12 protein-coding genes and 1 riboswitch are annotated in these 12,490 nt (G+C 58.5%); of the genes, 2 read left to right on the top strand and 10 right to left on the bottom strand.

The features are described from left to right. Positions 1 to 2: 2 nt before the first annotated feature. The 4 genes from ABRP66_RS07060 to ABRP66_RS07045 all read right to left on the bottom strand — a co-directional run bounded on the left by ABRP66_RS07060 (position 3) and on the right by ABRP66_RS07045 (position 4,518). Positions 3 to 1,538: a bifunctional hydroxymethylpyrimidine kinase/phosphomethylpyrimidine kinase gene (locus ABRP66_RS07060; protein WP_349838511.1), complete on the bottom strand. Its 1,536-nt coding sequence runs from the start codon at positions 1,536 to 1,538 to the stop codon at positions 3 to 5. After that, positions 1,531 to 2,160: a thiamine phosphate synthase gene (gene thiE / locus ABRP66_RS07055; protein WP_284782822.1), complete on the bottom strand. Its 630-nt coding sequence runs from the start codon at positions 2,158 to 2,160 to the stop codon at positions 1,531 to 1,533. Before thiE ends, ABRP66_RS07060 begins: the two co-directional genes overlap by 8 nt. Then, positions 2,157 to 2,981, bottom strand: coding sequence for a hydroxyethylthiazole kinase (gene thiM, locus ABRP66_RS07050; RefSeq protein ID WP_284770683.1), 825 nt, complete (start codon positions 2,979 to 2,981; stop codon positions 2,157 to 2,159). The genes thiE and thiM overlap by 4 nt, the downstream gene beginning before the upstream one ends. Beyond that, a riboswitch (TPP riboswitch) is annotated at positions 2,969 to 3,062 on the bottom strand. It overlaps the preceding gene by 13 nt. Positions 3,063 to 3,165: 103 nt before the next feature. Further along, positions 3,166 to 4,518 carry an NAD(P)/FAD-dependent oxidoreductase gene (locus ABRP66_RS07045; RefSeq protein ID WP_349838510.1) on the bottom strand — a complete coding sequence of 451 codons (1,353 nt, stop codon included), beginning with the start codon at positions 4,516 to 4,518 and terminating at the stop codon, positions 3,166 to 3,168. A 201-nt stretch (positions 4,519 to 4,719) separates the two neighbouring features. On the opposite strand from ABRP66_RS07045, the gene ABRP66_RS07040 reads away from it, so the two are divergent. Further along, entirely contained in the window at positions 4,720 to 6,033 is a 1,314-nt protein-coding gene (locus tag ABRP66_RS07040; protein ID WP_349838509.1) for a class I SAM-dependent methyltransferase, read from the top strand. Between the two features lie 14 nt (positions 6,034 to 6,047). Here ABRP66_RS07040 and ABRP66_RS07035 read toward each other — a convergent pair whose 3' ends face one another. The 3 genes from ABRP66_RS07035 to ABRP66_RS07025 form a co-directional block, all read right to left on the bottom strand. Then, positions 6,048 to 6,953 carry a Dyp-type peroxidase gene (locus ABRP66_RS07035; RefSeq protein WP_284796137.1) on the bottom strand — a complete coding sequence of 302 codons (906 nt, stop codon included), beginning with the start codon at positions 6,951 to 6,953 and terminating at the stop codon, positions 6,048 to 6,050. Between the two features lie 807 nt (positions 6,954 to 7,760). Continuing rightward, complete coding sequence (locus tag ABRP66_RS07030) at positions 7,761 to 8,462, bottom strand: YceI family protein (RefSeq protein WP_284852414.1); 702 nt, start codon at positions 8,460 to 8,462, stop codon at positions 7,761 to 7,763. Positions 8,463 to 8,465: 3 nt separating this feature from the next. Next, a complete protein-coding gene (locus tag ABRP66_RS07025; protein WP_042403724.1) occupies positions 8,466 to 8,807 on the bottom strand; it encodes a hypothetical protein in 342 nt (113 codons plus the stop codon). Positions 8,808 to 8,934: 127 nt separating this feature from the next. On the opposite strand from ABRP66_RS07025, the gene ABRP66_RS07020 reads away from it, so the two are divergent. Continuing rightward, positions 8,935 to 9,312, top strand: a complete 378-nt coding sequence (locus ABRP66_RS07020; RefSeq protein ID WP_005279221.1) for an RNA polymerase-binding protein RbpA — start codon at positions 8,935 to 8,937, stop codon at positions 9,310 to 9,312. Positions 9,313 to 9,390: 78 nt separating this feature from the next. Here ABRP66_RS07020 and ABRP66_RS07015 read toward each other — a convergent pair whose 3' ends face one another. Genes ABRP66_RS07015 through ABRP66_RS07005 form a run of 3 tightly spaced genes read right to left on the bottom strand, consistent with a single transcriptional unit; the run spans position 9,391 to position 12,434 of the window. Next, positions 9,391 to 10,290, bottom strand: coding sequence for a polyprenol monophosphomannose synthase (locus ABRP66_RS07015; protein WP_284770677.1), 900 nt, complete (start codon positions 10,288 to 10,290; stop codon positions 9,391 to 9,393). Positions 10,291 to 10,304: 14 nt separating this feature from the next. Then, the gene (lnt, locus tag ABRP66_RS07010; protein WP_296089300.1) at positions 10,305 to 11,822 is read right to left on the bottom strand and encodes an apolipoprotein N-acyltransferase; all 1,518 of its coding nucleotides are present in this window, start codon (positions 11,820 to 11,822) and stop codon (positions 10,305 to 10,307) included. Continuing rightward, on the bottom strand, positions 11,823 to 12,434 hold the full coding sequence (locus ABRP66_RS07005) for an FxsA family protein (protein WP_284852411.1): 612 nt from the start codon (positions 12,432 to 12,434) through the stop codon (positions 11,823 to 11,825). Positions 12,435 to 12,490 lie beyond the last annotated feature (56 nt).

Below are 12,490 nucleotides of genomic sequence, written 5' to 3'. Positions count from 1 at the left end.
CTTTAAAAGCGCCGGTCCGCTTGGTCGAAGAAATCGACTTCGTGGATGCTGGCGCTGATAAAGGCGCGCTCGGCGCGGGTCCGGGTAGCCTCATCCGCCTTTTCTAAAGTTTCCTCCACAATCTTGATGCTCTCGCTCACCCCGGCGAGGAAATCTTCCCCGCCGTAGACCTCCAACCAGGCATGGTAGGGGTGATCGGGCGAGTCGAATTCCGCCAAGTGCAGGCCTACCTCTGCATACAGCCAGTAGCAGGGAAGTACCGCCGCGATGCCAACCGCATAATCATCCGTGTGCGTGCTGCGGATGAGAAAATCCGTGTATGCGCTGGTAACCCACGATGGCGCCGTAGTAGCAGAATCCTTCAACCATCCGCGGTGCAGTTCAGCCTCCTCCGCGAGGCATTCGTAGGCGCCCTGCGCCCAGTGCAATTGCTGTGCGGTATCGGGCGCTTGGCTGGCCAGGCGAGCCAGGGCCTTCGAGTAGGACGCCAGGTATTGCGAATCCTGATCGAGGTAGAAGCTGAAAGCATCGTTGGCAAGTGCCCCGGACCCCAGCTTCTGAATAAAGGGTAGTGCCTTTACCTGCTCCCAGTGCTCCGCCGCGATATTCCACAGGCGCTGCGTGTACGGGCCAGCGGCCGCTACTCGCGGCTGATCGGCATTTTCTACCTCTTCCAATGGCCCGGACAAGTGAGGAAGCGGTACCGAGGACGCAGCCCGCATCAAGCGCTGCGGGCGGTGCAGGTGGTCTACCGGCCCGCTGCCTTTGCCGACGGCCAGCGCATCCGCATTAGCAATCGCCTCGTGCAGCCAGTCCGTGGACCACTCTAGGGCGGTGGCGACTTCATCGCCTGCGCCAAGCCGCGTTGCTAGGGCAGAGGAGAGGGAGCAGCCCGTGCCGTGGGTATTCTTGGTCTGCACTCGAGCCGATTCCACGCGGTGAACCTTGCCATCGGCAGTGACCACGGCGTTATCGGCAATCGCCGAGTCAAGGTGCCCGCCCTTGACGATGACCGCCGTATCCGCCTCAGCGGCCCACGTCTTAGCCACCTCGATGGCACGGTCCAAGTCCGTAGCTTCCTCCGTCTGCGTCAGGACGGCCAGCTCCTTGAGGTTGGGCGTGATGACATCAGCGCGGGAACACAGCTCGCGCACCGCCTTTTCCGCCGCGGGGTCCAAGAGGCGGTCGCCACTGGTGGCCACCATGACCGGGTCCAAGACCACGGGGACGGACGGGTCGATCTGGTCGAGGAACGTGGATACGAGGTCGGTGATGGGGGCATCGGCAAGCATGCCGATCTTGATGGCATCGATGTTTACGTCTTCGCGGACGGAATCCAGCTGCTCTTGGAGGAAATCCAGCGGCGGGACGTGGACGCTGCGCACGCCCTGGGTATTTTGGGCCACCAGCGCGGTGACCACGCTCATTCCATACCCGCCCGCGGCGGCGATGGACTTCAAATCGGCCTGGATGCCGGCTCCGCCTGTGGGATCGGTTCCAGCAATCGAGAGAATACGGGGGTAGGTTCCTTTAGCCACAGTAGGCCTCCTTTAGGTTGTGTGCTGCCGCTGCCGGGTCATCGGCAGCCATAATGTCGCTGACCACGCAGATCCCTGCGAAGTCGCTTGCAGAAAGTTCGTGGGCATTGTGTGCCTTGATGCCGCCGATGGCGACGGACTCGATGCCGCGTTCGCGCGCCGCGGTGGCAAGGCGCCTGGCGGCCTCGGCACCGATTCCCGCTGGCGCATTCTTCTTGGTCGCCGTCGAGTGAACCGGGCCGATGCCAATGACATCGGGGGCCTCCTGCGGGTCAATGGCGTCCAGCTCTTCCCGCGTGCCCACCGAAAGCCCGATGAGCTTATCGGGGCCAAGCAGCTCCCGTGCTTGGTTAAAATCCATATCGTTTTGGCCAATGTGCAGGTGGCAGCCTACCTTGGCCGCTACCTCGGCGCGGTCATTGATAAAAAGCGGTACGCCGCCTAAGACCTTCATGAGTTCGCGGGCGGTAGCCTCGACCTCCTCGTCGCTGGCTTCTTTATCGCGCAATTGCACGACGGTAGCCCCGCCGCGTACCGCCTCTTGCACGATGGGAACGACCTTGTCCCGCCCGCCGGCGAGCTCAGGATCGGTGATGAGATACAGTGTCCAATCGATGCTCATGACAGCTCCGCAATGTCGGCGACCTCGGAGGCAGAGATGCGCTCCTCGATTGCATCGGTGGACAGCCCATACAGCGCATCGAGCCAGGCAACCGCAAAGGAGCCGGGCGCCGTGGATTTCTCCGCGGCAACGCTGCCTGCGGCCCCCACATGCGCATGCGCTGCGATGATCGCTGTGAATGGATCCTCCCACGCTGCCAGGTAAGCCGCGCAGATGGCGCCCAGCGAACAACCCGTGCCGATGACGTTTTGCAGCATCGGGTGTCCAGACTCGAGGCTTACCGCACGCGGCGTTTCGCCTGCCTGCACGATGAGATCCGTGGGACCAGACACGGCAATTACGGCTCCAGTATCGCGGGACAGTTTGAGCGCTGGTTCCAGAGCCGCCTCCACGCCATCGGTGGACTCCACGCCGCGCCCGCCGGCTCCGGTTCCGACCAAGGCTATGATCTCGGAAGCATTACCGCGAATCGCCGTCGGGCGCTGCGGCAGGACTTCGTGCATGAACTCGGTGCGCTTGTGCAGACCACCCGCGCCAACGGGATCGAGGACCCACGGGTTTCCAGCCGCGGTCGCACCGGCGATTGCCTCTCGCATGCCGCCGTATTGCTCGGAATTCGGGGTTCCACAATTGATAAGCACGCCGCTGGCTATCTTCGCAAAATCTTGCGACTCATCTGGAGTATCTACCATTGCTGGGCTGGCGCCGATGGCCAATAGCGCATTGGCAGAAATATTGCTGACGACCTTATTGGTCAAGCACTGAATAAGTGGAGCGGTATCGCGCACCGCATCGTGGGCACGGAGAAATGAACAATCCACAACAATGCCTTCGCTAGTTCTAACTGAGAGCAGGTTCAATGGGTGTATCTCAGCCACTGCGTGGCACCCCATGTTGTAATGCCCAAGCCTAACAAAAATGGGAAAATAGGAACGAAAACAACGAAAGCCGCCGCCCACAGCCCCGCAGCAGGGTAGTAGGACGGCGGCTGGTACCGAGGAGGATTTAGTTCTTTTCTTCTTCCGCCTCATCGATAAGGATGCGGGCGATGCGCTGCTGGGTAGTAATCTCCAGGTTGCCCCGGTTGCGGGAGAGGATATTAGCCGCCCAGTTGACCAATACAGCCAAGCGGCTGCGTAGACCAACGACGTAGGTCAGGTGCAAGGCCAGCCATGCCAACCAGCCTGGGAAGCCGGAGAATTCGGTCTTGCCCAGCTTCACAACGGCATTGAAGCGGGTCACGATGGCCATCGATCCCTTGTCGAAGTACTCGAAAGGTTCCTTTTCATCGGCCGTGGACTCCTCGTCCACCTTGGTCTCGATGAGCTTGGCGACGTGCTCGCCACCCTGAATTGCCACCTGTGCCAAGCCCGGCAGGCGGTTCAGGGACATCATGTCACCGATGATGTAGACGTTGTTGAAGTCACCAACGGTCATGTCATCGTTGACGGAAACGCGGCCCGCGCGGTCAGCCTCGACTCCGGCCTGGTCAGCGACCATCTTGCCCAGTGGGGAAGCGGAAACACCAGCGGACCAGATCTTGGTCGCGCCCTCGAGGGTGACCTCTTCCTCGGTCTTCATGTTCTTGTAGGTCACGGAGTCTTCGTTGACGTTGGTCACCATGGCGTTCAGGCGAACGTTGACGCCTTCCTTCTCCAAAGTGCGCTGAGCACGGCGGCCGAGGCGCTTGCCAAACGGAGGGAGTACCTGCGGCGCGCCGTCGAGCAGGTAAATCTTGGCGGCGGAGGTGCCGTAGGTGGAGTAGACATCGCTAAGCGTGCGGTTAGCCAACTCAGCGATCTGGCCGGTGAGCTCCACACCGGTCGGGCCGGCACCGACGATGATGAAGGTCAGGAGGCGCTCGCGCTCAGCGGGGTCATCGGTAAGCTCAGCTTTTTCGAAGGCGGAAATGATGCGGGAACGCAGCTCCAGGGCATCATCCAAGGTCTTCATGCCAGGGGCAAACTCCGCGAAGTGGTCGTTGCCAAAGTACGACTGGCTGGAACCAGCGGCAACCACGAGGGAGTCGTAGGAGTAGGTGCGCGAAAAGTCATCGAGCTCGGCGGTAACCGTCTGGTCCTCCAGGTTAATGTCGGTCACGTTGCCGTTGACAAAGTCCACATTATCCTGGTTGCGCAGCAGCTGGCGGGTCGAGGGGGCAACCTCACCAGCGGAAATCATGCCGGTAGCCACCTGGTAGAGCATTGGCTGGAACAGGTGGTGGTTCTTCTTATCGATGAGGGTGATCTCAACATCGGCGTTCTTCAACTTCTTCACAGTGTTAAGACCGCCGAATCCACCGCCAACCACGACGACGTGGTGACGGCTTCCGTTTGGACGATAAGGGGTATCAGTCATGGAATTAATGCGACCTTCCTCGAGAAAGCTTATTTAAGTACCCGTATAGTGTAAACGCTCGTTACATAACGTGCATACTTGATACCCATTTACATGCGTTTCAGGTTTCCTTTCATGCGGAGCGCCTTAACCGAAACCGCTCAGAATCTGGCTAAAATAAGCCCAACCGTGACCCTTGCACCCAGGAGCGCTCCCCAAACCATGAGTTTTTCCACCCCCGAGCATCTACGCTCCATCGACGCGGAGGCATGGCCCAATATCGCGACCGTGCCATCGCAGCGCTGGGCGGCGCTAAAATCCCGCCGGGCCGAGGCAGAATTCGCCAAGGCCTGCGATAATGCCGGCTTGGAACTGGAACTCGATGCTGCTGGCGGCCCCGATTTGAAGATAGGCCACGATGCATTATTCGAGCGAATCGCCGCCACCGGATGGTTAGGCTTCGCCGAAAGCTATATGGCAGGCGAGTGGACCGTCTCATCCTCCACCCAATTAGTGAAAGTTTTAGGCAAACTCCTGCAGGTGGGGTATCTTCCCAAACCGCAAGGGGTAAGCGTGCGCGATTCTGAGCCAGGGGAGCTGCCTCTCGACCTAGTGCGCCTCTATGCTGGCGATGGTCTAAGCCACGTTGGCGGGATCTTCTCCAGCGGCGTGCCGACGACGATCCGGGAAACGGTCGAAAGCTTTAGTCCAAAGGCCGGCGGCAGGGAACCGAAGAGCCACTTTGTCGATGTCACCACGGTGAGCGAACCCACCAACGTAGACCGGGATGACTTGGGCGAGGCGCAGCGTAGGGCGGCGGATTGGCTTCTCGATGCCACCCGCACCGGCGCCGGCACCCACCTTCTGGTCTATCCCGCGGCCGGAATGCAGGCCGCGATACGCGCTACCAAACGCCGCGCCACTGTCGATGTCCTGACCAGCGATGTTGAACAAATCACCCAGATGCGCGAGGCGCTTGTCTTCGCCGGAACGGAGGACTCTATCCACGTAGAGCGGATTCCGGATTCTGTTCCGAGCCCGAAGCAATGGCGCGGGCACTACGATGCGATCATCAGCGTGGAAAAGTTCGAGCAATTAAGCCCGCGAGAGCGCAAGGCCTATATCCGAGTCCTCGACCGATTCCTTACCGCAAACGGTCGGGCGGCTTTTCAATCGATCGTGGCCACCGAGTCCATGTCGGAGGCTGCCCGAGCATCCTTGCAGGCCATGCGGGCCTATATCTGGCCAGGACTCGACTATCCGCTGACTATGGACGTGCACCGGCTCGTAGATAAGAACTCTCACCTGCGCATCGTGTCCGAAACGCACGTGGGCAGCCACTATATTGAATCCCTGCGCCAGCAGCGATCCTTTTTTGATGGGCACCTTCGCGAGGCCGCCGCTGCCGGCTTTGATCCGGTTTTCCGCAGGTTATGGACCTTCCAATTCGCACTTCGCGAGGCGCTCATGACCCTCGGAATGATCGATTCCGTCCAATTCGGCCTGACCCACCGCAATCGCGGCGGGCGCCGTTAGGCTTTCTAGTGCTTTTAGTGCGGAAGCTCGTCGAATTCGTCTAGCAAATCGACGCTCGGGACGAAAAAGTTCGTTCCAGTCAGGGCGGTGGAGAAGTCCAGGATTCGGTCATAATTGCCTTCGGGATCGCCGATGAACATATTGCGCAAACGCTCGTTGATATCTTCTGGGTCCTTGGCATATCCGATGAAGTAAGTACCCATCTCACCTGCGGCAAAGGAACCAAAGACCATGTTCTCGCGGTAGATATCTTCCTCGAGGTCATTGAGAGCGACGTGGGAATTTGATGGCTGTGCATCCTCATCGAGCTCCACGTCATCGGCCTTGGTGCGCCCGATAACGCGTTCTTGCTCTTCGGTGCTGATGCCGCTCCACTTATCTAGGTCATGCGTGTATTTTTGCACAGTGACGTAGGAGCCGCGGGGATAATCGGCGTCATCGGCAAGCAGCACTGTCTCTAGGGCTTCCTCGGGGAGGGGATTAGCGGTGCCGTCCACAAAGCCCAGGAGATCGCGCTGGTCCAGGTACTTGAAGCCCTGGGTCTCATCGATGACGGTGGCGGCATCGCCCAGCTGACGCAAGACCTGGCGCGCCATCTCGTGGCAGAGGTCATAAGTATTCGCGCGGAAATGCAGCAGGATATCGCCGGGCGTGGAAGGCGCCTTGTACGCGCCCTCGAGCGGCTCGAACTCCTTGAGCTTGTCCGGCCGGGGAGCGCTGGTGAGGCGTGGCCACATGGACGCACCGATGCCAACGACCGTATACAGCTCGCCCTCATTGTGGCGGAAATTGACGGACTTGAAGGTATCGCCAAATGCGGAGAGCATGTCCCGAGTGGCTTGCTCGCCGCCTTCCGCAATGTCCAAGACCAGGAACAGGGCGGCGCGGGAAGGCTTAGTGACAACGCGTTGAATAGTCATGAGTTCCAGCATATGTGTTGGCTTTCGGCGGTGCACGTTTGGTGTTGTGTGCTGACGCCGCTTGCAGGCGTGGCTTGCAGGCGTGAGGCGTTGGCATGGCGTGATGCGTTTTTGCAAATAGCGAGCCGATTTGGGCGTTTCGAAGGGCACTATTTGTAAATTTAGAACAAACTGCGCCCGGAGTGGCTTTGCCATTCTTGGATGAAAGGCCTTGGCACGATGGGAGGGGCGTTCATGGATCTAAAATGACATAATGTACATTATCGGACAATAATGGAGATATGGAGGTTAAGTTGAGGGTGGTTTGAGCATAATCCCTTAGGCTCGTGGATTCGGTCCGGGGCTTGGCTAGCCCACCTGTTGGCGCGCGCTAAGACCTTGAGAGACTCGAAGGTTCTGTGGCCAAGTTGGCCCGGCTCCTCAGCGGCCAGAGTTTGAATCACTTGAAGTGAGCCGTGCTTGAGAATTCGCTTCGGCGAGGCTCGTGTGGGGTGTCTGGCAAGCGGCACGCCACGACCTCGGACGGCTCGGACATCCGATTGGGCGCAGATTCGCTTCAGGCGGGCCTTTCCTGCCATTGGGCCCAGATGGGCTTATACCCCGGCATTTAGTCACAGTGACGTTAAAACAAGAGGAACATTATTGGTTTTTGTAGGCGCTCCACAGCTGCCAGATGGTTAATACGGCTAGCAATGCTGCAAACGCCGTGACTAGCCACATCTGTTGAACCGCAACGAAAATCGAGAAAGCTATGACGACTACGAGGCGGAACCACAGTACGGAAATTAAACGTCGAGAATTCACGGTCTAGTCCTTATTCAAGGAGATGCGCAGGTTGATCTCGCCGTCCTCGGCAACCTTTGCCGCCAGCATGTCTGGCGTCTCCACGTTGTAGTCCAGGCGGTTGATCGGAACGTCTCCGCCAATGACGATATCGTCACCGTCGCGCAGGACATCGAACTCGTGGGTGATTTCCTGCGTTTTATCCTTGATCGTGAGGTCACCAGTGAGCTTAACGGAGCCGATGGTGCCGTCTTCGGGGACATCGGCAAGCGAGGCGGGCTTAGTAAGTGTGAAGGAAGACTCTGGGAAGTCTGAAGTCTTAAAGAGCTTGGACTTCATGTTTTGGTCGCGGACCTTCTTGTCCGTGGTGAGGGCATCCATATTGACCGTAATGGTGGCTGATTCCAGCCTGGAATCGGAAATCTCCGCCTGTCCAGTAACCTCTGTGGTCGATCCAGAGGTGGACGTCCTTTCCGCCGGTAGAACCTCGTCGAAGGTAAAGCCCACCGAGGTGTGGTTATCGGCGCGGCCCTTGGCCACGGACCAGGAGCCGTCGAGCGGCGTTGAGGCTGCCTTGGCACCATCGGCAGTCACGGGCTCCGTCTTGACGCCGCCGCTTTTGAAAAGCGAGTACACAATCGGGCCGATTGCTACGGCGGTAAGCACGAGGATTAAAACCACGAAGATGGAAACGACGAGTTTCCGGTTATAAAAAAGCTTTTTCATCTACTATCGAAGTCCTTCTAAACGCCGAGCCAGCGAAATAAGCTCCTCACACAGACTGGAAAGCTCTTCCGCGCTCGCGCCTTCTTCTGCGGCGGTTTGAATGTCTTCTGCGGAGCACCGCAATTCAAAAAGGCCGTCGCGCAAACCTTGCACTTTATCTGGGCTTAAGATTACTGCATCGGCAGGAATATCCGTGCCACTAACATTGTTTCTTTGTTCATAAGCACGCTGTTTGCACGAGGCGCTGCAAAACTTACGTGGTCGTCCCCTACCGCCTTGGTCAATATCCTTTCCACACCATTGGCAGGAACCGACATTGCTTTCACGACTAGCTGTACGGATCACTAGATACACTTTAGTCCATTAAACGGCGGGCTGGGAACAATACCGCGTGGGTGTTCGTTATAATAAATAGCTCTTAGGCGAAACTATCGCCGTCAATCAGGGATCTCTTTGAAAAGGATGATGTTGCATGGCAGATCGCGTACTCCGTGGCAGCCGTATGGGTGCAGTCAGCTACGAAACTGACCGCGACCACGACCTCGCACCGCGCCAGATGGTGAAATACCGCACGGACGATGGTGAAATTTATGAGGTGCCCTTTGCACATGAGGCAGAAATCCCTGAAGAATGGATGTGCAAGAATGGCAAGCTGGGCCACCTCGTAGAGGGCGAAGGCGTGGAAGCTAAGCCCATCAAGCCACCTCGCACCCACTGGGATATGCTGCGGGAGCGCCGTTCCATCGAGGAACTCGATGAGCTTTTGGAAGAGCGCATTAACCACCTGCGCTCCCGCCGTCGGACCGCTGCTCGCCTCCTCAAGGAGCAAGAACAGCAGAAGAAGTCTTAAAGGCTCAAGCGGAATTAATTTAAGCCCGTACCCTGGCTGCCATATTGGCACGGGGTACGGGCTTTTTAGCTGCCTAGGTTATTTCTTCTTGGTCAGCTGGCCCACCTGGTGCTTGACCAAGTATCCCAGCTCATTGGCCAAATTGGTGGCCCAGCCCACACCGTTGCGCGCCTTCTGGCCAGCATTGTGAACGGAGCCGTGTTTGACCTCGTGGTCCGCCAGCTTGGACATCTCGCCGGCAAAATCTTTCACCTGCTCCGCGCGGTGGGCCACGCCCCACTTGGTTACCTCGAAGAGAGAGTCCTTGACAAAGGAACCATCCAGTTTGGACTCGCCGTACTCGCGCTCGGTGAAGGTGATGGGTACCTCGCGGATATCGTATCCAGCCTTGACTGCGCGGAAGGCCAGGTCCACCTGGAAGATGTAACCGGCCTTAGACAGCTCATCAAAGTCGATGTCTTCCAAGAGTTCGCGGCGGAAGGCGCGGTAGCCGGCGGTCATATCGGACAGGTCGGTACCGAGCGCGAAAGAGATGTAGAGGTTGCCCAAGCGGGACAGGTACTCGCGGGATGCCGGCCAGTTGACGGTCTCGCCACCCGGCACGTAGCGGGAACCGATAACGAGGTCAGCGCCCTTGTCAATCTCTTCCAGCAGCAGGTGCAGCTGTTCTGGGGCGTGGGAGCCATCAGCATCCATTTCACAAAGGACCTGGTAGTCGCGCTCCAGTCCCCATTCAAAGCCTGCGATATAAGCGCCCAAGAGACCGCCCTTGCCCTCGCGGTGCAGCACGTGAATGTGGTCATCTTCTGCTGCGAAAGCATCGGCTTTCTCGCCGGTGCCGTCGGGGGAATTATCATCCACAACGAGGATGTGAACCTCTGGCAGCGCCTCGCGGACACGGCCGGTAATCAGGGGAAGGTTTTCAATCTCGTTATACGTTGGGATGATAACCAGCGTCGCAGAATCAAGAGTGCTCACAGTAATTAATGCTCCTACTTTTCTTTAGCGCCGACACCGCGAGGTGTACGACCCAATCGGTTGGTACGCACGGCAACGAGTGCGCAGACGGTACCAATAATAACCATCAGCCACTGCATGAGCGAACCGTAGCGCACCGAAAATGTTTCACCGGTTTTTAGAGGCAGGCTTTCTACCAGTGTCGCGGGCTCAAATAGCTCCGTGGATTGGCTCACGCTACCATCTGGGTGCACGAGTGCGGAGACTCCAGAGGTGGCTGCAACCACGACGGCGCGGTCGGTTTCAAGCGCCCGCAGCCTGCTCATGGCCAGCTGCTGGTACGTCATATCGGAAAAGCCGAACGTGGCGTTATTGGTTGGCGTCGTAAGAATCTGCGCGCCGTTTTTGATGGATTCGTGGAAGGCATTATCGAAGGAGACCTCGTAGCAGGTCGCCACACCTACCGCGACGGAATTCATGGAGACCACACCGGGCCCGTCCCCTGCCTTGAAATCACCAGCAAGGTCAACGTAGTCAGAGAAATGCGCGAAGAAGTCCCGCATGGGCATGGTCTCACCGAACGGTTGCAGGTACTTCTTATGGTGGTGATCGCCCACACCGTGGCCGGGGGCAAAGACTTGCATGGTATTGCGCGCGCCCACCTCATCGCGGGTGGCGGTACCGACCAACACGGGAGCGTCGATGGCATCGACGGCACCGCTAATGGCCTGGGCTGCTTCGCCGTCGCGGAAAGGATCGATATCGGAAGAATTTTCCGGCCAGATCACCAGATCTATATCGTCTTCGCGGCGCGCGAGTTTCTCCGTTTCCTGGACGTGGTTATTCAGGACCGCGCGACGCTGCCCAGCGAAGTCCAAACCGCTGCGCGGCACGTTTCCTTGGATGGCCGCTACCTTGGTATCGCCAACCTTGGTATCTGCGGGATCGATGCCGCGCCCAGCCGCGAGTCCCGCAACGAGCGGGAGGATGAGCGCGGCGCCAGCAGCGATCTTTACCCGCCCACCGCGCAGCAATAAGCCGGCAAGGCCGCAGGCACACAATGCCGTTGCCACCGTAATCAGCGAGGTCCCGCCCCACGGCGCGAGATTGGCTAAGGGCCCTTCAATTTGTCCCCATGCCAGTTTGACCCAAGGGAAGCCGCCAAAGGGCACCGAGGAACGCAGGACCTCTACGGCGAGGTACACGAAGGGAAAGACCAGGAATCCGTATCGCCACCGCGCCACAGCGGCCCCGAATATCCCTAAAAGGACCGCATATACCGAAAGCCAGATAGCAAGCGCCGCATAGGGAACGGTGCCCACCAACTCGCCAATCCAGGGCAGGCTCAGCAGGTACAGGATCAGCCCGTGTGTCACCGCCAACAGGGCGCCTAAGGAACCGCGCACCTGCCGGTCACGCCACGGCATCAGGCTCACATACAGCAGGGCGATGCCAATAATCGCGCCCCACCACCAGCCGCGCGGCTCAACAGCGGTAAAGGTCAGCGCACCAGAGATGCCCGCTATGACCAAGCGGGCGAAAAATATGGCCACTTATTTTCCATCCTGCGAATTATCATCGCCGCGGGGACCGAAGTCATCAGGATCTAGGTTCTCGGACCAGTTGCGCAGCTCTTCCTCGTCGATTACCTCGTGGGAGTCGCTCTGACCAGACGATTGCCCAAAAGCCTGTCCAAAAGATTGCCCCGAGGCCTGCCCAAAGGATCCAAAATTGCCATAGCTATCGTGCTGCTGCGCCATGGGCGATGCCTCGTAGATGCGCACACCCATCTTCTCTACCTTGCGGTAGATGGATACGGCCATAAACTTTCGAAAGAGCGACCGCGTTGGGGCGAAGATGAGCAGGATCCCCATAAAACTAGTCAAAAATCCGGGCAGGGACAGCAGCATGCCACCGGCCAGGGTGAGGCCCACATTCCCGGCGGTTTTGCCCATATCGTTATCGCGGACGTAGTAGGTCCCGTCACCGGCCTGCTCTACTTGTTTACCCATCAACCGGCGCACCTCGATGCCGGCGATGGACATACCAAAGAACATGGTGATGAACAGGGCAATGAGCGCCCAAAAGACGCCAATCCACTCGGCGACGGCCCAAAACGCTAGGGTTTCCGCCAGCATATAGAGGACGAGATATAAAAACGGCATAGCTTCCAGTTTAACGAGCAAAGCTGACGATATGCTGGCAACACTCGATCCCGGCG

The sequence above is a fragment of the Corynebacterium sp. KPL2680 genome (assembly GCF_040225675.1).
Lineage (GTDB): Bacteria > Actinomycetota > Actinomycetes > Mycobacteriales > Mycobacteriaceae > Corynebacterium > Corynebacterium rhinophilum.
This window is presented reverse-complemented; position numbering and strand designations above follow the sequence as displayed.